The sequence below is a fragment of the Paeniroseomonas aquatica genome, assembly GCF_030409335.1.
GTDB lineage: Bacteria > Pseudomonadota > Alphaproteobacteria > Acetobacterales > Acetobacteraceae > Belnapia > Belnapia aquatica.
In genome coordinates, this window is record NZ_JAUFPN010000204.1 from 1 (window position 1) to 20,050 (window position 20,050).

The window sequence follows — 20,050 nt, forward strand, 5'->3', positions numbered from 1 at the left end:
ATGCGCCGGGGCGCTGGCGGCCGGCGCCGGGGCGAGCGGCAGGGTGATGGCGGCGGCCGGCACCGGGGCCGCCGGCAGCGGCGTGCTCAGGGTCGGCGTATTGGCGCTTGGGCTGGCCACCGCGGCGCGGGGCGGGGCGGCGCGGTCGGCCGCGGCGGCGGCCAGGATCGGTGCCGCCAGCGCCGCGGCCGGCGGCGCGGCCGGGGCGGGATGGGCAAGCGCCACCTGCACCGGCGCGGTGAGGCGCGGCAGCAGGGCGAAGCTGGTGGTCCCGGTCGGCGTGGCCGTCTCCCGCGCGGCAAAGAGCGCGGTGGGGCCGGCATAGGCCACCACCGTCGGCAGCCGGCGCTCGGCCTCGCTGGCGCGGACGAACTGGCTCGGCTGCATGGCCTCGAGCGCCGGCAGGTGGCGCTGGGCGACGCTGCGCAGCCGCTCCGGCTCGTTCAGCCAGGCCCATTCGGCCTGCAGGGTCTGGGTGCGCGCCTCGGCGTCCTCGACCTTGCGGGCGATGCCGCGCAGTTCGCGGTCGAGCACCGCGGCTTCGTGCTTCGTCTGGTAGACGTGCAATCCGGCGCCGAGGAACGCGACCAGGCAGAGCAGGGTGAAGGGGCGGAAGATCATGCTGCGTCCCTGGCTTCTTGCAGGCGTTCAGTGTCAAGGCGTTCGATCGCGCGCAGCCTGGCGGAGCGGGCGCGCGGATTGGCATTGGTTTCGGACCGGCCCGGCCGCAGCGCCTTCGGCGTCAGCAGGCGGAAGGCGGCCGGCGCGGCGCGCTGGGTCAGCGCGCTTGGGTCGTGGCGGGAGGTGCCGGCGCTGCGGCCGGCCTGGGCCGCCATGAAGCGCTTCACGATGCGGTCCTCGAGCGAGTGGAAGGCGACCACCACCAGCCGCCCGCCGGGCGCCAGCAGCTGCGCCGCCGCGGCCAGGCCGCGCTCGATCTCGCCCAGCTCGTCGTTCACCGCCAGCCGCAGCGCCTGGAAGCTGCGCGTCGCGCCATCGATGCCCGACGGGTCGCGGGGAACGCAGCCGCGCACCAGGGCGGCCAGGCGGGCCGTGGTGGTGATCGGCGCCTCGCGGCGCGCCGCGACGATCACGCGGGCGATGCGGCGGGAGTAGCGCTCTTCGCCCAGCTGATAGAGCACGTCGGCAAGCTCCGACTCGTCGAGGGTGTTGATGAGGTCCGCAGCGGACTTCCCCTGTTTCGACATGCGCATGTCAAGCGGTCCATCGCCCCGGAAGGAGAAGCCGCGGTCGTTTTCATCGAGCTGAAAGGAAGACACGCCGAGGTCGAGCACGATGCCGTCCAGCCGGCCGATTCCCTCCGCCTCCAGCAGCGCGAGCATGTCGCCGAAGCGGCCTTCCAGCAGGTGCAGCCGGCCGGCGGCGCGGTCGGCCAGCGCGGCGCCGCGGGCGATCGCATCCGGGTCGCGGTCGATCGCCCAGAGTGTGCATGCGGCGGCATCGAGGATGGCGCCGGCATAGCCGCCGCCGCCGAAGGTGCCGTCGAGGTAGCGGCCACCGTCGCGCGGCGCGAGCGCTTCCAGCACCTCGGCCAGCATGACCGGGACATGCCGGCCCTCCGGGGCTGCATCGCTCATACGTCGCCTCCCTCGTCCAGGGCGTCCAGCCGGGCTTCCTCGGCGGCATAGGCGCCGGCCGCCCAGATTTCGAAATAGGCGCCGCGGCCGGCGAACTGCAGCTCGGATTCGAGCCCCGCCTGCTCGGCCAGTTCACGCGGCATGACGACGCGGCCTTCGGTATCGGGATGCAGCGTATGGATGCGGCCGACGAGCTTGCGCATGATGGATTGGTACTCGGCCGAGAGCTTGCTGAGGCCGGCGACGCGGGCTTCCACCTCTGCCATGTAGTCGGGCCTGGCCCAGACCTCGATGCAGGGAAGGTGGCGCGACTTGCGGAGGATGATGTCCTCGGCACCGAGCCGGCTGAGGATGGCGCGGAAGGGGGCAGGCACCGAGATGCGCCCCTTCTTCGCGTCGAACCCTCCGCCGAATGTGCCTGTGAACTCCGACATCGCCCAGCGACCGCCCCCCCAGTGACCGCTCGAAATGACCGCTTGTTGACACGTGGCCTGCGGGGGAACGGCGTATATGGGCGTCTGGTGCAGCGGCCGACGGGGCCCCCCGACCCCGCCGGCTCGCCCGACCATCCCACCGCGGATCCCTCGCCCCCCCGAGCTCTTGGATCCGCCGCGGGATGACTTGGGATAGCATGGGATTTCCCGGGACTACAAGCCCGAATGCCATTCCGGCTTTCTCTGTCTTCGATGCAATTGGATTGAATCGGAAGAGGTTAGCGAGGTTTGGTTCCACCGCATGAGAAATGAAGGAACTTCGGCAGCAATAAGTTATGCTTACTCGTTTTGTTCTCGAAGCGGGACGGGTCCAAAGAAATTTGACCCGCCCGCGTTTTTCCGCGCGGTGTTCATAATCGGGAAAGAGTGCGTCAGGTGGCCTGTAAGCCGGGTTCTGTCCGCCCCCGGCGAACCGGGTGCGGGACGACCATTCCTCTGGGACGCGCCTCGCGGTGCGCCTCTCGCGGCCAACCCGGGTGGCGGGGCGGAAATGCCCCCGCGTCACGTCCGCCGAAGCGGACGCCGCCGGCCACCCCTATTCGGCCTTGCTCCCGATGGGGTTTGCCCTGCCGCCCCCGTTGCCGGGGGCGCGGTGCGCTCTTACCGCACCGTTTCACCCTTGCCGGACGGTCCCGCGGCCGAAGCCGCGCGACGGTCAGGCGGTTTGTTTTCTGTGGCACTTTCCCTGGGGTTTGACCCCCGCCGGCCGTTGACCGGCATCGTATTCCCGTGGAGCCCGGACTTTCCTCCAGCGATGCCTCGCGGCACTGCCAGCGGCCGTCCAGCCACCTGACGCGGCGCGTGTTTGCGCGCCGGCGCGGCCGCCGTCAATCCGGCCCAGGACCCGGTTCGGCGAGCGCCGCGACCGCCGCCAGCGCGGCCCGGGTGCCGGCATCCGGCTGCCCGTCGACCAGGGACGGGCGCCAGCGGCGCTGGAAGGCGGTCAGCAGCAACGGCAGCGGCAGGTCCGGCCGGTAGCCGATCGCCGCAAGCAACGCCGCAGTATCGCCCCCGCCATCGGGTCCCTGATCCGGCTTGCCCGCCGGGGCGGGCCAGAGCCCGACCCCGTTCGCCGCAAGCCCTTCCCAGTCGAAGAACTCGCCCGGGTCCTGCTTGCGGTCGGGGGCGATGTCGCTGTGGCCGACCACGTCGCGGGCCGCGATCGGGTGCCGCCCGAGGATGCCGAGGCAAAGGTCGCAGACCGCGGCCATCTGCAGCGCCGGGAAGGGGCGGTAGCCCCATTCATGGCCCGGGTTGACGATCTCGATGCCGATGCTGCGGTCGTTCAGCCCGCTGCGCCCGCGCCAGTGGGAGATGCCGGCATGCCAGGCCCGGCGGGATTCGGGCACCAGCCGGAAGACCGCGCCATCCTCCTCGACCACGTAATGCGAGGAGACCCGGGCCGCCGGGTCGCGCAGCCGGGCGATGGCGCCGGCGCCGGAGGGCATGCCGGTGTAGTGCAGCACCAGCATGTCGACGGGCATCCCCGCCGGCCGGTCGTCCTGGTTCGGGCTCGGCGCGTCATGGATCCGCATGGCGCTAGAGCTTGCGGTCCCGCTTCACCCGGTCCCAGGCGGCGTTGATCTCGGCCACCTTGTCGGTCGCGCGCTTGACGAATTCCTGCGGCACGCCGCGCGAGGCCAGGCTGTCCGGGTGGTTCTCCCGCATCAGCTTGCGCCAGGCCTGGCGCACCGCCTCGTCCGAGGCATCCCTGGGCACGCCGAGGATGCTGTAGGGATCCGATCCGCCCTGGTCCGCGCTGGACTGGCCGGCGCGCGGGTTGAAGCCGTCCCGCGCCCTCTCCCACCCGGTCGAATCGAGGCCGAAGCCACGCTGCACGCCCTGCAGGAAGGCGACCTCGGTGCGGGTCAGCGGGCCATCGGCCCGGGCGATCTGGAACAGCGCGGCCAGCACGTCCTCCAGCATGCCCTTGTTGTCGGCGAAGGCCTCGCCGAGCTTCTCGGCGAAGGGCTCGGCCGGGTCGGCGCTGTCGCGCGCCTGGTCGAACAGGGAGGCGACCTCGCGCATGTTCTCGGGCGGGATGCGGAACAGCCGCTTGAAGGTATCGATCTCCTCCCGTTTCACCGGGCCGTCGCACTTGGCCAGCTTGGCCGCCAGCACGACGACGGTGATGGCAAAGAGCTGTTCCCGGGTGCCGAGCAGCGCCGCGGCGTCGGCCGCCTGCTTCACCGCGGAGCGGCCGAACAGCGCGCCGAAGGGATTGGACGCGGCGCCCGGCCGGCCGCCGGCCGTCCCCTGGTCCGCCGCATGCCCGAGCGCGGCCCCGACCACGGCGCCGAGCGGCCCGCCGGTCATGAAGCCCGTCACCCCGCCAATGATCTTGCCCCAGAGGGTCAAGCCCGAAATCCCCTGCCTTGAGGTGCCGATGTCCCGCGGGAGCCTTACCACGCCGGCGCCGCCGGGGCACCCCTCGGGAAGGGGTCTCGCAAGGCCTTGCGTCCCGGGTCTAGGCTGGCCGGCACAGGGATAAGGAAACCGCCATGACGCTCGCGCTTCGCCCTTTGCACCCCCTTTTTGCCGCCGAGGCCAGCGGGATCGACCTCGCCCGGCCGCTGGCCCCGGCCGAGGTGGCGGCGGTGAATGCCGCGATGGAGACCCATGCCGTCCTGGTCTTCCGCGACCAGCCGATGGACCAGGCCCAGCAGGTCGCGATGGCCACCCAATTCGGCCCGCTCAACCCGGGCCTCAAGCAGATCGGCCGGACGGCGGAGCGGCTCAAGGAAGCGGCGCTGATCGACATCTCCAACCTCGATGCCGAGGGCCGGCCGCTGCCGCGCGACAGCAAGAAGATCGTCAGCGGCCTCGCCAACCAGCTCTGGCATTCCGACAGCAGCTTCCAGGCCCCCGCCGTCTCCTATTCCATGCTCTCGGCGGTGGTGCTGCCGAGCTGGGGCGGGGAGACCGAATTCGTCGACCTCCGCGCCGCCTGGGATGCGCTGCCCGAACGGCTGCAGCGCCAGGTGGAGGGGCTGGAGGCGGAGCATTTCGCGCTCCATTCCCGCATGACCCTGCTCGGGGACACCGACTACACGCCGGAGCAACTGGCGGCCCTGCCGGCGGTGGTCTGGCCGCTGGTCCGCACCCACCCCGGCTCCGGCCGCAAGCTGCTGTTCTGCGGCATCCACGCCCGGCGCATCCTCGGCATGGGGACGGCCGAGGGGAAGATGCTGCTGATGGACCTGCTGGAGCACGCGACCCAGCCGCAGTTCCGCTACCGCCACGACTGGCGCGTCGGCGACCTGGTGATGTGGGACAACCGCGCCACCCTGCACCGCGGCCGACGCTACGACCTGGCCGAGCCGCGCGAGCTGCGGCGCACCACCTGCGACCAGGTTCCGGCGGAGCGGGCACGGCACGCGGCGTAAGGGAGGGCCGGGGGATGCCTACAGGGTGGCCGCCGCCCGCGCCGCTTGTTCGTAGTGGCCCGACAGGGTCCTGAGCAGCGCGGCGAGTTCGGAGAGCGCCGCTGCCGGCGGGCCGCTGCCATCGACCGAGCGGGCCAGCAGCTGCTCCCGCACCGCGGCGTAGCGGGTGCAGAGGGCGGCGCCGGCCTCGGTCACGGCCACCAGCTTCTCCTTGCCGGCGCGGCTGGTGGCGACCAGCCCGGCCGCCTCCAGCTTGCGGATGGCATAGGTGGCGATGTGCGTGTCCTCGATCGCCAGGGCGAGCAGGATCTCGGCCTGGCGCTTCGGCCGGCCACGGTGGTGCACGGTATGCAGGATGAGCACCTCGGTCGCCGACAGGCCCGGCGCCCCGGCGGCGGCGGCGCAACGCACCATCCAGCGCTGGAAGGCATGGCCGGCGAGGATCAGGCCGTACTCGACCTCCGACAGGGCGGGAGAGGCGCCGGCGGCGAGGTGGGCGGAGGAGACGACGGGATCGACCATGCGCTGATGTTGACAAAATATCGATAAATCGTCAACGAACGCCTCGCGGGGACGCGGGCTTGCGCCGAGGCCCCCGGCTTGTCATCACGGCGGCGGAGGGTGCGATGGTGGACGCGGCTTGGCAATTCTGGATCGATCGCGGCGGCACCTTCACCGATATCGTCGCCCGTGACCCCGCCGGGCGGCTCTCCACCGCCAAGCTGCTGTCGGAGAACCCCGGCCGCTACAGCGACGCCGCCGTCGCCGGCATCCGCCAGATCCTTGGCATCGCGCCGGGCGCCGCCATTCCCCCGGGCACCATCGACGCGGTGAAGATGGGCACGACGGTCGCCACCAACGCGCTGCTCGAGCGCAAGGGCGAGCGGGTGCTGCTGCTGGTCAACCGCGGCTTCGCCGACATGCTCCGCATCGGCAACCAGGCCCGGCCGAAGCTCTTCGACCTCGCCGTGCGCCTGCCCGACCTGCTGCACGAGCAGGTGGCCGAGATCGGCGGCCGCATGGCCGTCTCGGGCGAGGAGCTGGAGCCGCTGGACGAGGCCGCCGCCCGCGCCGCGCTGGAGGCCGGCTTCGCCGCCGGCATCCGCGCCGTCGCCATCGTGCTGATGCATGCCTGGGCGCATCCCGGGCACGAGCAGCGCCTGGGCGTCCTCGCCCGGGAGGCCGGCTTCCCGCAGGTCAGCCTCTCCCACCAGGCCTCGCCGCTGCCCCGCATCGTGCCGCGCGGCGATACCACGGTGGTGGATGCCTATCTCTCGCCGATCCTGCGCCGCTACGTCGAGCAGGTCTCGGGCGAGCTGCCCGGCGTCCGCCTGTACTTCATGCAGTCGAACGGCGGCCTGGCCGAGGCCGGCCACTTCCAGGGCAAGGATGCCATCCTCTCCGGCCCGGCAGGCGGCATCGTCGGCGCCGCGCGCACCGCGGGCATGGCCGGCTTCGAGAAGATCATCGGCTTCGACATGGGCGGCACCTCGACCGATGTCGCGCTCTATGCCGGCGAGTTCGAGCGGGCCTTCGAGACCCTGGTCGCCGGCGTGCGGATGCGGGCGCCGATGATGGCGATCAACACCGTCGCCGCCGGCGGCGGCTCCATCCTGCAGTTCGACGGCGCCCGCTACCGCGTCGGCCCCGAGAGCGCCGGCGCCGTGCCCGGCCCGGCCTGCTACCGCCGCGGCGGGCCGCTGACCGTGACGGACGCCAACGTCATGGTCGGCAAGATCCAGCCGAAGCACTTCCCCAGCCTCTTCGGCCCCAACGGTGACCAGCCGCTGGATGCCACCGTCGTGGCCGGGAAGTTCGAAGCCATGGCTGCCGAGATCGAAGCCGCGACCGGCACGCCGCAGGACCCCCGCGCGGTGGCCGAGGGCTTCCTCCGCGTCGCCGTCGCCAACATGGCCAATGCGATCAAGCAGGTCTCGATCCAGAAGGGCCATGACGTCACCCGCCACGCCCTGCAATGCTTCGGCGGCGCCGGCGGCCAGCATGCCTGCCTGGTGGCCGACGAGCTCGGCATGGAGACGGTCTTCATCCATCCCTTCGCCGGGGTGCTGTCCGCCTATGGCATGGGCCTCGCCGACCAGACGGTGATCCGCGAGGCCGCCGTCGAGGCGCCGCTCACGCCCGCGGGCATGGAAGACCTCGCCGCCCGGCTGGACGCGCTGGCGGAGGAGGGCCGCCTCGAGCTGCTCCGCCAAGGCGCCGAGGCCGGGCGTATCGCCGCCGCCCGCCGGCTGCACCTGCGCTATGCCGGCACCGACAGCTTCCTGCCCGTCGCCTTCGGCCCGCATGAGGAAGTGGTCGCCGCCTTCACCACCGCGCATCGCCAGCGCTTCGGCTTCGCCACCCCGGAACGCGAGCTGATGGTCGAGGCCTGCATCGCCGAGGTGACCGCCGCCGGCGAGGCGGTGGAGGAAGCCGCCCTGGCCGCCCGCCCGGCCGGTGAGGCGCCCGCCGTGCTCGATACCGTCGCGCTCTTCGTCGAGGGCGCCGCCGCCGAGGCGCCGGTCTACGATCGCGAGGCCCTGCTGGCCGGCGATACGCTGCGCGGCCCGGCGCTGATCCGCGAGGCCAATGCCACCACAGTGGTCGAGCCGGGCTGGACCGCCGAGGTCACGCCGCTGAACCACCTGATCCTCCGCCGCACCGAGCGGCGCGCCAGCGCCCGCACCGCCGATACCGGCCGGGTGGATCCGGTGATGCTGGAGCTGTTCAACAACCTCTTCATGTCCGTCGCCGAGCAGACCGGCGCGGTCCTGCAGAACACCTCGCTCAGCGTGAACATCAAGGAGCGGCTGGACTTCTCCTGCGCCATCTTCGACGGCAGCGGCGGGCTGGTCGCCAATGCCCCGCATGTGCCGGTGCACCTCGGCGCCATGGGCGAGAGCGTCCGCACCGTCATCCGCCAGCGGGGCGCCACCCTGCGGCCCGGCGACGTGGTGGCGCTGAACAACCCCTACAACGGCGGCACCCACCTGCCGGACATCACCGTCATCACCCCGGTCTTCGATGCCGCCGGCGCCGGGATCCTGTTCTTCCTCGGCAGCCGCGGCCACCACGCCGATATCGGCGGCCTGACGCCCGGCTCGACCCCGCCGCAGTCCCGCACGCTGGAGGAGGAGGGCGTCGTCATCGACGACTTCCTGCTGGTGGAGCAGGGCCGCTTCCGGGAGGCCGAGTTCCGCGGGCTGCTGGCCTCGGCCCGCTACCCCGCCCGCAGCCCGGACGTGAACGTCGCCGACATCAAGGCGCAGATCGCCGCCAACGAGAAGGGCGTGCAGGAACTCCAGCGCGCGGTGCGGGAACAGGGGCTCGATACCGTCCGCGCCTATATGCGCCACGTCATGGACAATGCCGAGGAAAGCGTCCGCCGGGTGCTGGCCAAGCTCCAGGACGGCGAATTCCACACCACCATCGATGACGGCACACCCCTCCACGTCGCGGTCCGGGTTGACCGCGCCAATCGCCGCGCCGTCATCGACTTCACCGGCACCGGGCCGCAGCGCCCCTCCAACTTCAACGCTCCGGCCGCGGTCTGCCGCGCGGTGGTGCTCTATTGCTTCCGTGCCCTGGTCGGCGAGGAGATCCCGCTGAACGACGGCTGCCTCAAGCCGCTCGAGATCATCGTCCCCTCCGGCACCTTCCTGTCGCCGCTGCCCAGTGGAGAGGGTGGGGGCGCCGCCGTGGTCGCCGGCAACACCGAGGTCAGCCAGATGACCTGCAACGCCCTGCTGGCCGCGCTCGATGCCTGCGCCTCGGCCCAGGCGACCATGAACAACGTGATATTCGGCGACGACACCTACCAGTATTATGAAACGGTCTGCGGCGGCGTCGGTGCCGGTCCCGGATTCGACGGCTGGGGGCCGGTGCAGACCCATATGACGAATACCCGCATGACCGACCCGGAAGTGCTGGAACTCCGCTACCCCGTCCGGCTGGAGGAATTCTCCATCCGCCGCGGCTCGGGCGGGCAGGGGCAGTGGCGCGGCGGCGACGGCTCGCGCCGGCGCATCCGCTTCCTCCGGGCCATGCAGGCGATCGTCGTCGCCTCCCGCCGCAACGTCGCGCCGCATGGGCTGCATGGCGGCGCCGATGGCCTGCCCGGGCGGCAATGGGTGGAACGGGCGGATGGCCGGGTCGAGCCCATCCCCGGCAACAGCGGCAGCGCCGAGCTGGCCATCGGCGATGCGCTGGTGGTGGAGACCCCCGGCGGCGGCGGGTGGGGGCGCGCGGCTTGAGGGCCATGCGCCCCTTCAGCCCCTGCTGATGCGGCGGCTCGCGGCGATCCTGCTGCCGCTGCTGGGCCTTCTGGCCGCCGCGCTCTGGGTCGGGCCGCGGCTGCTCGACTGGGAGCCCTACCGGGCCCGGCTGGCGGATATCGCCAGCACCCGGCTGGGCCGGCCCGTCACCTTCGACGGCCGCATCACCCTCACCTTGCTGCCGCAGCCCCGGGTGGAGGCGGCGGCGGTCGCCATCGGCGCCGACGAGGACGGAATCGCCATCACCGCCCGGGCCATGCGGCTGCGGCTCGACCTCGGCGCGCTGCTGGCCGGCCGGCTCGAGCCCCGCGAGATCGCCCTGGTCGGCGGCGAGATCGCGCTCCCCTGGCCGCCGGCGGCGCTGCCCAGCTTCCGGCCGCCGCCCTGGCTGACCACCCTCGAAGCCCGGCTCGAGGATTGCCGGCTCACGATCGGCGGGCTGCGGTTCGAGGCGCTGAATGCCCGGCTGACCACGGGGGGCGCGGCCGAAGCCCTGGTCGCGGAAGGCAGCGCCGCCTGGGGCGGCTATGCCATCCGCTTCTCCAGCCAGCTCGGCCGGGCCGGCTTCGACGGCGTGGCGCCGCTCGACCTCTCCCTCGCGCTGGCCGGCACCACGGTCTCGGCCCGCGGCGTGCTGGCGCCCGGCGGCGGCTTCGAGGGCCGGCTGGAGGCCGCCGGCCCCGACCTCGCCACGCTACTGCCGGCCCCGGCCGGGGCCTTCCGCGCCGTCGGCCGGCTGACCGCCACCGCCGACCTCATCGCCGCCGACGAACTGGCGCTCGACCTCGGCGGCCAGCCGGCCCGGGGTGCCGCCACCCTGCGGCTGGCGCCCAGCCCGCGGCTGGACCTGGCGCTGGTCGCCGGGCGGCTGGACCTCGATGCCTGGGTGGCCGCCCTGCGCCAGTCGCGCGCCACGGCCCGGCTGCTGCCGGTGCCGGTCGGCATCGACCTCTCGGCCGAGGCGACCGGCCTGGCCGGCATCCCGCTGCGCCGGCTGCGCGGCGCCCTGTTCCTGGAAGGCGAGCGGCTGACCCTGTCCGATGTCTCCGCCCTGCTGCCGGGCGACATGGAGCTGGAGCTGGCCGGCGCCACCGCCGGGCCGCGGCTGGAGCTCGCGGTGCGCTTCGCCGGCCAGACCCTGCGGGAGACGCTGGCGGGGCTCGGCCTGCCGCTGGCCGGCACCGACCCGGCCCGGCTGCGGGTGGGGGAGGGCCGGTTCAAGGTGGCGCTGGAGGAGAACCAGGCGGCCATCTCGGACCTCGCCGCGACCATCGACGGCGCCCGGCTTTCCGGCGCCGGGGTGGTTCGCCGGGGACCCCGGCTGGCCATCGGCCTCGGCGTCACCCTGGACCGGCTGGACCTCAACGGCCTGCTGCCGGAGGTGGCCGATACCGCCGGGCTGACCGCCCGGCTGGCCGGCTTCGACCTGAACCTGCGGCTGGCCGCCGAGCAGCTCGCCTGGCGCGAACTGAAGGCCGAGCGGGCGACCCTGGACGCCACGCTCGAAGGCGGCCGGCTGGCGCTGCGCCGGCTGGGGCTGCGGCTGGGCGAGGTGGATGTCGCCGTCTCCGGCTCCGCCCAGCTCGGCGCCGCGCTGCGGGTGCCGGACCTCGCCCTGGAGCTCAGCGGCGCCAACGGCGAGGCGCTGGTGCCGCTGCTGCCCGCGGGCTGGGCGGCGCCGCTCGGGCCGCTGCTCGCCAGGCAGGTGGCGCTGCGGCTCTCGGGCGGCGGCCCGGCCGAGGCGCTGGCGCTGCGGGCGGAGGGCGATCTCGGCGGCCTCCGCGTCGAGGCCGCGGGGACCCTCGATGCCAATGCCCGCCGCGGCGGCGGCACGCTGACGCTCCGCCATCCGGGCGCGCCGCGGCTGCTGGCGCCGTTGCTGGGACCCGAGGCAGCGGAGTGGCTGGGGGAGGGGTCCCTCGCCGTGGTCGCCACCCTGGGCTCCCAGCTCTCCGGCACCCCGGCCGCGCGCAGCATCACCGCCGAGCATCTCGACCTCGTGGCCGGCACCCTGCGGATGCGCGGCCAGCTGGCCCTCGGCCTCGGTGGGCCGCGGCCGCGGCTGACCGGTCGGATCACCGCCGAGCGGCTGCCGCTGCCGGGACCGGCGGCGCGCGGGACCGCGCCGCTCGGGCTGGAACGGCTGGGCGCGCTGGATGCGGAACTGGCGGTGGAGGCGGGCCGGGTCGAGCCGCAGGGCTGGGTGCCGCTCGAAGCCTTCACCGGCACGCTGAAGCTCGCCGGCGGCACGCTGCGGCTCGAGGCGGGCCAGGCGAAGCTGGCCGGCGGCACCCTGCGCGGCAGCCTGACCGTCGAAGGCACCGCAACCCCGCCCCGCCTCGCCCTCGAGGCCCAGCTCGCGGATGTGACCATCGGCACGCCGCTGTTCGAGCTGCCCTTCGACCTCGGCGCCGGGCGGGTGGGGGGCCAGGCCCGGCTGCAGGCTGCCGGCCACAGCATGGCGGCGCTGGCGGCGACGCTGGAAGGCAGCCTCGGCCTCGCGGTGCGCGACGGCGTGCTGATCGGCCTCGACCTCGCCGCCCTGCAGGCCGGCGCCGCCCTGGCCGATCCGGCCGCGGCGGAGGCCGCCATGCGCGAGGCCCTGGCCGGCGGCGGTTCCGCCTTCGACCGGCTGGATGCCACCACCCAGCTCGCCGCCGGCCGCGCCAACCTGGTCGAGGGCCGCATCGCCACCGAGGGCGGCGGCGCCGGCAGCATCGCCGGGGAAATCGACCTGGCGCGGGCGACGCTCGACCTGCGGCTTGCCGCCCGGCCGGTGGCGGAGGCGCCGGAGGTCGGGCTGCGGCTCAGCGGGCCGCTGGCCGCGCCACGCCGGCTGCCGGAGCTGGCCCCCTTCCTGCGCTGGCGCGCCGAACGCTGAACCGCCGTGGACGCCGGCAGGGCGCCACGGCATGGTGCGCCCGAATCCGCAGCCCAATCCGTCGTCCATCGGGCAGCCTGGGGCGGCACCGGAGATCATCATGGCCACTCGTGACGGGGCGCTCGCCCGTGCCGCTTCCAGCTTCGACAGCGGCGCCTTCAAGGCCCTGCTCAGCCGGCTCGTTGCCATCCCCTCCAGCTCGCAGGACCCGGGGTCCGAGGCGGCGCTGGAGGACTATCTGGACAGCGGCGTGCGGCCCTGGCTGGAGAGCCTCGGCTTCGGCGTCGCCATCCATCCGAACCCGCTGGAGGGCTTCGGCCCGATCCTGACCGGCGCCCGCATCGAGGACCCGGCCCGGCCGACCATCCTGCTCTACGGCCACGGCGATACCGTGCGCGGCCTCGAGGACCAGTGGCGCCCCGGCCTGCTGCCCTGGGCGCTGACCGAGGAGGGCGATCGCTGGTACGGCCGCGGCACCGCCGACAACAAGGGCCAGCACGCGCTGAACCTCTCGGCGCTGGAGGCGGTGATCGCCGAGCGCGGCGGCAAGCTCGGCTTCAACGTGAAGCTGGTGCTGGAGATGGCGGAGGAACGCGGCAGCAAGGGCCTGCGTGAATTCGTCGCGGCCCATGCCGGGGAACTGGCCGCCGATGCGCTGATCGCCTCCGACGGGCCGCGGGTCGACCCGGCGGTGCCCACCATCGCCACCGGCACGCGCGGCACCTACCACTTCGACCTGGTGGTGAAGCTGCGGGACGGCGGCGTGCATTCCGGCCATTGGGGCGGGCTGACAACCGACCCGGCGGTGCTGCTGGCGCATGCGATCTCGACTATGATGGACCGCAACGGCAAGATCCTGGTGCGCGACTGGCTGCCCCGCAACGGCGTGCCGGCCGAGGTCCGCGGCGTCCTCGCCGGCTGCCCGGTGGGCGGCGGCGGCGGCGAGGGCGCGGCGACGATCGACCCGGACTGGGGCGAGCCGGGTCTGACCGCGGCGGAGAAGATCTACGGCTGGAACAGCCTGATCATCCTGGCGATGGTCAGCGGCCGGCCGGAGAACCCGGTGAACGCCGTGGCCCCCGATGCCCGGGCGCATTGCCAGATCCGCTACACCGTCGACAGCGACACCGAAGGCTTCGAGGCCTCGCTGCGCCGGCACCTCGATGCCCATGGGCTGGAGGCGGTGACGATCGAGAATGCCTTCGTCCGCATGGCCGCCAGCCGCACCGCGCCGGACCACCCCTGGGTGCGCTGGGCCCAGGCCAGCATGGAGCGCTCGCTCGGCAAGGCGGTGCAGATCATCCCGAACAGCTCGGGCGGGCTGCCGGGCGATGTCTTCGTCGACCATCTCGGCGTGCCGCTGGTCTGGGTGCCGCACAGCTACAACGGCTGCAAGCAGCATGGCCCGGACGAGCACCTGCTGATCGCCCCGGCGCGGGAAGGGCTGCTGGCCTTCACCGGGATGTGGTGGGACCTCGGCGAGGCCGGCACGCCGGGTTGAGGGCAGGCCGTTACGCTTTCTCACCCGGCGGACGGGCCGGCGTCATGCGCCGGTTACATGGGCTCCCCAGCTTTCGGTGGCCACCATGGCTCCACAAGGAGATTCCCCAATGAGGACGATGCGTCTGGCCCTGCTCGGCACGGCCCTCCTCGCCGCCGCTCCCGCTTTGGCGCAGCCCGCCGCCCCGCCCGGCCCCATGGGGCGCGAGCGCGGCCCGATGGCGAGCTTCGCCCGGATCGACGCCAACCACGACGGCCGGGTCACCATGGACGAGGGCTGGACCTACGTGCAGACCCGCTTCGGCGACGCCGACCGCAACAAGGATGGCGTGCTGGTGCTGGAGGAGGCGCTGGCCATGCCGATGATGCCGCCGCCCGAAGGGGCGCCGCCCGCCGGCCGTCCCGGGCCCGCCGCCGCTGGCAATCCGATGCGGGCGCGCATGGTGGCGATGATGTTCCGCGCCGTGGACGTCAACCGCGACGGCAAGGTGTCGCTGGAGGAGGTCCGCCCGATGGTCGAGGCCCGCTTCCGCGCCCTCGATGCGAATGGCGACAATGGCGTGACCCTGGACGAGCTGCCGGCGCCGCCGCACCACGGCGCCCGGCACGGCGGTCATGGTCACGGCCCGCATGGAATGCGCGGGCCGGGCGGCCCGGACGCCGCCCCGCCGGCGCCGCCGCCGGCACCGCGCTGAGTCTTCCCGCGCATCCCGCCTCCCCGGCAGGATGCGCGGCCTGGGACCGGGAGTGATGCGATGAGCCTGGCGATGGACCACCTGCGCCGTGCCATCGCCGCCGCCGGTCCCGACTATTGGCTGCGGGACGCCCGGGTGCCGGCAAGCCTGCTGGCCGGCCCGGTCCCGGCCGCCACGGAGGCCGAGGGCCTGGTCCGGCTGGACCTGCGGATCGCCGCCGGCCGGATCGCCGCCCTGGCGCCGGCCGGCACCGGGCCGGAGGGGCCGAGCCTCGACGGCGGCCAGCTCTGGCCCGGCTTCGTCGATGGCCATACCCATCTCGACAAGGGCCAGATCTGGCCGCGCAGCCCGAACCGGAGCGGCGATTTCCGCGGTGCCCTGGCCGCAGCCGCCGCCGACCGGGACGGCTGGACCGAGGCCGATATCGAGGCCCGCTTCGACTTCAGCCTGCGCGCCGCCCATGCGCATGGCACGGTCGCCATCCGCACCCACCTCGAGAGTTTCGGCCCCAGCTCCTGGCGGGTGTTCCGCCGGTTGCGCGAGGCCTGGGCCGGCCGGATCACGCTCCAGGCCAGCTCGATCCGTCCGCTGGAGGATTTCGCCGACGAGGCCGGGACGGAACTGGCCGATCTGGTCGCCGCCTCGGGCGGCGCGCTCGGGACGGTCACGCGGCTGTCTGGCGGGGCAGGGGCGCCGCTGCCGGAGGGCTTCCAGGCCCTGCTCGACCGCTGCTTCGCCCTGGCCGAGGAGCGCGGCCTCGACCTCGACCTGCACGTGGATGAAAGCGGCGAGGCCGGCGCCCGGGCGCTGCGCGAGATCGCGCTCACGGCGCTGCGCCGCCGCTTCCCCGGCCGCATCCAGGCCGGGCATTGCTGCGCCCTGGCCATGCAGCCGGAGTCCGAGGCGCGGGAGACCATCCGGCTCTGCGCCGAAGCCGGGCTCGCCGTCGTCGTGCTGCCGATGTGCAACCTCTATCTCCAGGACCGCGTCGCCGGCCGCACGCCGCGCTGGCGGGGGGTGACGCTGGTGCATGAGATGCGGGCGGCCGGCATCCCGGTCTCGGTTGCCTCGGACAATGCCCGCGATCCCTTCTTCGCCTACGGCGACCTCGACATGGTGGAGGTCTACCGCGAGGCGACGCGCATCCTGCACCTCGATCACCCGGTGGCGGACTGGCCGCGTGCGGCGACCGTCACCCCGGCCGGGGTGATGCGGCTGCCCGAGGCCGGCTGGCTGTGCCCCGGCGCCCCGGCCGACCTAGTGCTGTTCCGCGCCCGCGGCTGGTCCGAGTTCCTCGCCCGGCCGCAGGCGGACCGCATCGTGCTGCGCGGCGGGCGGGTGCTGGCGGCGGAACCGCCGGACTGGCGCGAGCTGGATGCGCTTCTGGGCTAGGCCCCGGACCGGCCGGCGGGGGCCTGAGCCGGCCGGGCCGCGGGTTGCGCCGTGGCCGGGCCGATGGGACGCTGCCCGCGACCATCAGGGGTGACGAGGCATGGCCTGGCGCGTGGGCGTGGATTCCGGCGGGACCTTCACCGATGTCTGCCTCTTCGAGGAAGCGACCGGGCGCATCGAGGTCTGGAAGCTCTCCTCCACCCCCGACGATCCCTCCCGCGCCATCGCCCAGGGCGTGGCCGAGGGCATGGAACGGCTCGGCCAGCCGTCCGGCGCCATCGCCTATTTCGGCCATGGCACCACCGTCGCCACCAATGCGCTGATCCAGCATCGCGGGGTGAAGACCGGGCTGATCGTCACCCAGGGCTTCCGCGACCTGCTGGAGATCGGCCGGCAGAAGCGGCCGGATCTGTATGATTTGCAGGTGGAAAAACCACCGGTTCTGGTCGCCCGCGACCTGCGGCTGGAAGTGCCGGAGCGCATCCGCCACGACGGCAGCATCGAGACCGCGCTCGACGAGCAGGCGGTGCGCGAGGCCGCCCGGGTGCTGCGCGCCGCCGGCGTCAAGGCGGTGGCGATCTGCTTCCTCTACAGCTTCATCGCCCCCGCGCATGAGGCGACCGCGCGGCGCATTCTGGTCGAGGAATTCCCCGAGGCCTTCGTCACCGCCAGCCACGCCATCGCCCCGGAATTCCGTGAATACGAGCGGCTCTCGACCGCCGTGGTGAATGCCTATCTCGGCCCGGTCATGCAGGGCTATATCCGCCGGCTGGCGGAACGGCTGGAGACGCTCGGCGTCACCGCGACGCCGCATCTAACCCAGTCCAACGGCGGGGTCATCGGCTTCGAGGCCGCGGCGGCCATGCCGGTGCGGATGGTGCTCTCCGGCCCCTCCACCGGAGTCATCGGCGCCCAGGCGGTGGGGCGGCTGGCCGGGCTGCCGGACCTCATCACCTTCGACATGGGCGGCACCAGCACCGATGTGGCGCTGCTCCCCGGTGGCGAGCCGCGGCTGTCGGGTGAGGCCATCGTGCATGGCTACCCGATCAAGGCGCCGATGCTGGATATCCACACCGTCGGTGCCGGCGGCGGCTCGATCGCCTATGTCGACAGCGGCGGGCTGCTGAAGGTCGGGCCGCGCAGCGCCGGCGCCGCGCCGGGGCCGGTCTGCTACGGGCTCGGCAATGCCGAGCCGACCGTGACCGACGCCAACATCATGCTCGGCACCCTCCACCCGACGCATCTGCTGGGCGGCCGCCTGCCGGTGCGGCGGGACCTTTCGGTGGCGGCGATCGAGCGGCTGGCGGCGCAGCTCGGCATGGAGCCCTATGCGACCGCGCAGGGCATCCTCGCCGTCGTCACCGCCAACATGGCCAAGGCCATCCGCGTCATCAGCGTGCAGCGCGGGCATGATCCGCGCGACTATACGCTGATGGCCTTCGGCGGCGCCGGGCCGCTGCATGCAGCGCGGCTGGCGAAGGAGCTCGAGATGAAGCGCGTGCTGGTGCCGCGCAACCCCGGCATCCTCTGCGCCATGGGCCTACTGCTGACCGACCTCCGCGCCGATTTCGCCAGCACCCGGCTGACGCCGCTGGCCGCCGGGCTGGCGCCGATGACCGAGGCCTTCGCCGGCCTCGCTGGCCAGGCCGAGGCCTGGTTCGCCCAGGAGCATATCGCCCCCGAGGCACGGCAACTGCGGCGCAGCGTCGACATGCGCTACGCCGGCCAGAACTACGAGCTGGCGATCCCGCTGCCGCCCGGCGACCTTGGCGCGGCGACCCTGGCGGCGCTCGCAGAAGGCTTCGCCGCCGCCCACCATCGCCTGTACGGCTTCATCGCCGAGGAGGAGCCGGTCCAGCTCGTCACCTTCCGCGTCGAGGCGACCGGCACCGTGCAGAAGGCCGTGCTCCGCCCCCGCCCGCTGGCCGGGCCGGAGGCGAGCGCCGCCATCGCCGGGGAACGTGCGCTCTGGCTGCCCGAGACCGGCGGCACCGCGACCGTGCCGGTCTACGACCGGGAGAGGCTGCTGCCCGGCAACCTGCTCGCCGGCCCGGCCATCGTCGAGCAGATGGACAGCACCACCGTGGTCCTGCCCGGCATGACCGCCAGGGTCGATGCCTATGACAACCTGATCCTGGAGGCGGCATGATCCCTACCGTCGATCCGATCACCGTCGAGGTCATCGGCAGCGCGCTGTCCTCCATCACCGAGGAGATGGGCGAGGCGCTGATCCGGGCCTCCCATTCCACCAACATCAAGGAACGGCGGGACTGCTCCACCGCGCTGTTCGACCCCGCCGGGCGCACCCTCTGCCAAGCCGAGCATATCCCGATCCACCTCGGCAGCTTCATCGGCATCATCGCCCATATCCTAAAGCGCCACCCGGCCGAGGCGATGCGCCCCGGCGACGTCTTCTGCGGCAATGATGCCTATGAGGGCGGCGGCACCCACCTGCCGGACATCGTCCTCGCCGAGCCGGTCTTCATCGGGGACCGCATCGCCGCCTGGGCGGTGAACCTGGCGCATCACGCGGATTTCGCCGATCGCGGCCATGCCCATATCTACCAGGAAGGCCTGCGCATCCCGCCGATCCGGCTCTTCCGCGCCGGCGAGCTGCAGCGGGACGTGCAGGCGCTGATCCTGCTGAACTGCCAGGTGCCGCGCGAGCGCCTCTCGGACCTCCGGGCGCAGATGGCGGCCAACCGGCTCGGCGTACAGCGCTTCCAGGCGCTGTGTGCGAAATACGGCGAGGCGACGGTCGCGGCGGCCGGCGAGGCGCTGATGGATTACGCCGAGCGCAAGATGCGCGCCGGCATCGCCGCCATCCCCGATGGCACCTATCGCTTCACGGATACCCACGATAGCCCCGAGATCGACGGTGAGCTCGCCCTCTCGCTCGAGCTCACCGTCGCCGGCGATGCGATGCGGCTGCATTTCGACGGACCACCGCAGGTCCGCGCCGGCATCAACATGGTCATGACCGCGCTGCTGGCGACCGTCTACTACGCGGTGAAGACCGTGGTGGACCCGACCCTGCTGCCCAATGCCGGCCTCGCCCGGCCGCTAACCGTGACCGCCACCGAGGGCAGCGTGCTGAATTGCGTGCTGCCAGCGGCGGTCAATGCCCGGCTCTCGACCTGCCAGCGCGTCGTCGACCTCATCCACGGCGCCCTGGCCCAGGCGGTGCCGGAGCGCGTCACCGCCGCCCACAACGGCGCCTGCTTCGTCGCCAGCTTCATCGGCCGCCAGCCCGGCACCGGCGAGCCCTGGGTCTATCTGGAGACCATCGGCGGCGGCTACGGCGCCCGGGCGACGAAGGACGGCCTCGACGGCGTCCATGTCCACACCACCAATACCTCCAACCTCCCGGTCGAGGCGCTGGAGATTGAATACCCGCTGACCCTGCTGCGCTACGAGCTGGTCGAGGGCTCCGGCGGCGCCGGCCGGCATCGCGGCGGCATGGCCATCCGCCGGGTCTACCGGGCGGAGGCGGATTGCCGGCTGCGGATGGATGGCTCCCGCTTCCGCTCGGCGCCCTGGGGCCTGCTGGGCGGGGAGGCGGGGGCCATGGGCCGCTTCATCCTCGGCCCCGGCGTCGCCCCCTTCGAACTCGGCAACGGCGACCTCAAGGCCGGGCAGTGGGTCGAGATCATCACCCCCGGCGCCGGGGGCTATGGCCCGCCCGCCGAGCGTGCGCCCGACTCCGTCGCCCGCGACCTGGCCGAGGGGCGCATCGCCGCCGCCGAGGCCCGGCGCGCCTATGGCCGTATCCTCGGCTGAGCCACGTCCGCCGCAGGGTTCCGGTGGCCGGCATCCGGGTTGCCGTCGAG

Annotated in this window: 14 protein-coding genes and 1 other RNA gene; 8 read left to right on the plus strand and 7 right to left on the minus strand. The window is 73.3% G+C overall.

Annotated features, from left to right (window positions below; all coding sequences use genetic code 11):
* The 6 genes from ftsL to QWZ14_RS27410 form a co-directional block, all read right to left on the minus strand.
* Nucleotides 1-621: cell division protein FtsL (gene ftsL / locus QWZ14_RS27385; protein WP_456307274.1), on the minus strand; the 621-nt coding region annotated here is incomplete at its 3' end.
* Nucleotides 618-1,598 carry a 16S rRNA (cytosine(1402)-N(4))-methyltransferase RsmH gene (rsmH, locus tag QWZ14_RS27390; protein ID WP_290320224.1) on the minus strand — a complete coding sequence of 327 codons (981 nt, stop codon included), beginning with the start codon at nucleotides 1,596-1,598 and terminating at the stop codon, nucleotides 618-620. The genes ftsL and rsmH, both read right to left, overlap by 4 nt.
* Nucleotides 1,595-2,032: a division/cell wall cluster transcriptional repressor MraZ gene (locus QWZ14_RS27395; protein ID WP_290320225.1), complete on the minus strand. Its 438-nt coding sequence runs from the start codon at nucleotides 2,030-2,032 to the stop codon at nucleotides 1,595-1,597. The genes rsmH and QWZ14_RS27395 overlap by 4 nt, the downstream gene beginning before the upstream one ends.
* Before the next feature lie 427 nt (nucleotides 2,033-2,459).
* Nucleotides 2,460-2,885, minus strand: an RNA gene (gene rnpB, locus QWZ14_RS27400) — RNase P RNA component class A.
* 34 nt (nucleotides 2,886-2,919) lie between these two features.
* Nucleotides 2,920-3,627 carry an N-acetylmuramoyl-L-alanine amidase gene (locus QWZ14_RS27405; protein ID WP_290320226.1) on the minus strand — a complete coding sequence of 236 codons (708 nt, stop codon included), beginning with the start codon at nucleotides 3,625-3,627 and terminating at the stop codon, nucleotides 2,920-2,922.
* A 4-nt stretch (nucleotides 3,628-3,631) separates the two neighbouring features.
* On the minus strand, nucleotides 3,632-4,450 hold the full coding sequence (locus tag QWZ14_RS27410) for a TerB family tellurite resistance protein (protein WP_290320227.1): 819 nt from the start codon (nucleotides 4,448-4,450) through the stop codon (nucleotides 3,632-3,634).
* A gap of 143 nt (nucleotides 4,451-4,593) precedes the next feature.
* Here QWZ14_RS27410 and QWZ14_RS27415 point away from each other — a divergent pair, with 143 nt between their 5' ends.
* The gene (locus tag QWZ14_RS27415) at nucleotides 4,594-5,478 is read left to right on the plus strand and encodes a TauD/TfdA dioxygenase family protein (protein WP_290320228.1); all 885 of its coding nucleotides are present in this window, start codon (nucleotides 4,594-4,596) and stop codon (nucleotides 5,476-5,478) included.
* Nucleotides 5,479-5,496: 18 nt separating this feature from the next.
* On the opposite strand, the gene QWZ14_RS27420 is transcribed toward QWZ14_RS27415, so the two are convergent.
* On the minus strand, nucleotides 5,497-6,000 hold the full coding sequence (locus QWZ14_RS27420) for a winged helix DNA-binding protein (protein WP_290320229.1): 504 nt from the start codon (nucleotides 5,998-6,000) through the stop codon (nucleotides 5,497-5,499).
* A gap of 104 nt (nucleotides 6,001-6,104) precedes the next feature.
* Here QWZ14_RS27420 and QWZ14_RS27425 point away from each other — a divergent pair, with 104 nt between their 5' ends.
* The 7 genes from QWZ14_RS27425 (at nucleotide 6,105) to QWZ14_RS27455 (ending at nucleotide 20,000) form a co-directional block, all read left to right on the plus strand.
* On the plus strand, nucleotides 6,105-9,731 hold the full coding sequence (locus tag QWZ14_RS27425; RefSeq protein WP_290320230.1) for a hydantoinase B/oxoprolinase family protein: 3,627 nt from the start codon (nucleotides 6,105-6,107) through the stop codon (nucleotides 9,729-9,731).
* Between the two features lie 28 nt (nucleotides 9,732-9,759).
* Nucleotides 9,760-12,633, plus strand: coding sequence for an AsmA family protein (locus QWZ14_RS27430; protein ID WP_290320231.1), 2,874 nt, complete (start codon nucleotides 9,760-9,762; stop codon nucleotides 12,631-12,633).
* A gap of 100 nt (nucleotides 12,634-12,733) precedes the next feature.
* Complete coding sequence (locus QWZ14_RS27435) at nucleotides 12,734-14,134, plus strand: M20/M25/M40 family metallo-hydrolase (RefSeq protein ID WP_290320232.1); 1,401 nt, start codon at nucleotides 12,734-12,736, stop codon at nucleotides 14,132-14,134.
* Nucleotides 14,135-14,243: 109 nt separating this feature from the next.
* Nucleotides 14,244-14,828 carry an EF-hand domain-containing protein gene (locus tag QWZ14_RS27440; RefSeq protein WP_290320233.1) on the plus strand — a complete coding sequence of 195 codons (585 nt, stop codon included), beginning with the start codon at nucleotides 14,244-14,246 and terminating at the stop codon, nucleotides 14,826-14,828.
* Nucleotides 14,829-14,888: 60 nt separating this feature from the next.
* Entirely contained in the window at nucleotides 14,889-16,220 is a 1,332-nt protein-coding gene (locus QWZ14_RS27445; RefSeq protein WP_290320234.1) for a cytosine deaminase, read from the plus strand.
* 100 nt (nucleotides 16,221-16,320) lie between these two features.
* Nucleotides 16,321-18,369 (plus strand): hydantoinase/oxoprolinase family protein, encoded by a 2,049-nt coding sequence (locus QWZ14_RS27450; protein WP_290320235.1) that lies wholly within the window; start codon nucleotides 16,321-16,323, stop codon nucleotides 18,367-18,369.
* Nucleotides 18,366-20,000 carry a hydantoinase B/oxoprolinase family protein gene (locus tag QWZ14_RS27455; protein ID WP_290320236.1) on the plus strand — a complete coding sequence of 545 codons (1,635 nt, stop codon included), beginning with the start codon at nucleotides 18,366-18,368 and terminating at the stop codon, nucleotides 19,998-20,000. The genes QWZ14_RS27450 and QWZ14_RS27455 overlap by 4 nt, the downstream gene beginning before the upstream one ends.
* Nucleotides 20,001-20,050 lie beyond the last annotated feature (50 nt).

Excerpts from the sequence above, each read along its gene's own strand:
- rsmH (WP_290320224.1), bottom strand. The coding sequence starts at position 1,598 with ATGAGCGATGCAGCCCCGGAGGGCCGGCATGTCCCGGTCATGCTGGCC.
- QWZ14_RS27395 (WP_290320225.1), bottom strand. The coding sequence starts at position 2,032 with ATGTCGGAGTTCACAGGCACATTCGGCGGAGGGTTCGACGCGAAGAAG.
- QWZ14_RS27405 (WP_290320226.1), bottom strand. The coding sequence starts at position 3,627 with ATGCGGATCCATGACGCGCCGAGCCCGAACCAGGACGACCGGCCGGCG.
- QWZ14_RS27415 (WP_290320228.1), top strand. The coding sequence starts at position 4,594 with ATGACGCTCGCGCTTCGCCCTTTGCACCCCCTTTTTGCCGCCGAGGCC.
- QWZ14_RS27420 (WP_290320229.1), bottom strand. The coding sequence starts at position 6,000 with ATGGTCGATCCCGTCGTCTCCTCCGCCCACCTCGCCGCCGGCGCCTCT.
- QWZ14_RS27425 (WP_290320230.1), top strand. The coding sequence starts at position 6,105 with ATGGTGGACGCGGCTTGGCAATTCTGGATCGATCGCGGCGGCACCTTC.
- QWZ14_RS27430 (WP_290320231.1), top strand. The coding sequence starts at position 9,760 with ATGCGGCGGCTCGCGGCGATCCTGCTGCCGCTGCTGGGCCTTCTGGCC.
- QWZ14_RS27435 (WP_290320232.1), top strand. The coding sequence starts at position 12,734 with ATGGCCACTCGTGACGGGGCGCTCGCCCGTGCCGCTTCCAGCTTCGAC.
- QWZ14_RS27440 (WP_290320233.1), top strand. The coding sequence starts at position 14,244 with ATGAGGACGATGCGTCTGGCCCTGCTCGGCACGGCCCTCCTCGCCGCC.
- QWZ14_RS27445 (WP_290320234.1), top strand. The coding sequence starts at position 14,889 with ATGAGCCTGGCGATGGACCACCTGCGCCGTGCCATCGCCGCCGCCGGT.
- QWZ14_RS27450 (WP_290320235.1), top strand. The coding sequence starts at position 16,321 with ATGGCCTGGCGCGTGGGCGTGGATTCCGGCGGGACCTTCACCGATGTC.
- QWZ14_RS27455 (WP_290320236.1), top strand. The coding sequence starts at position 18,366 with ATGATCCCTACCGTCGATCCGATCACCGTCGAGGTCATCGGCAGCGCG.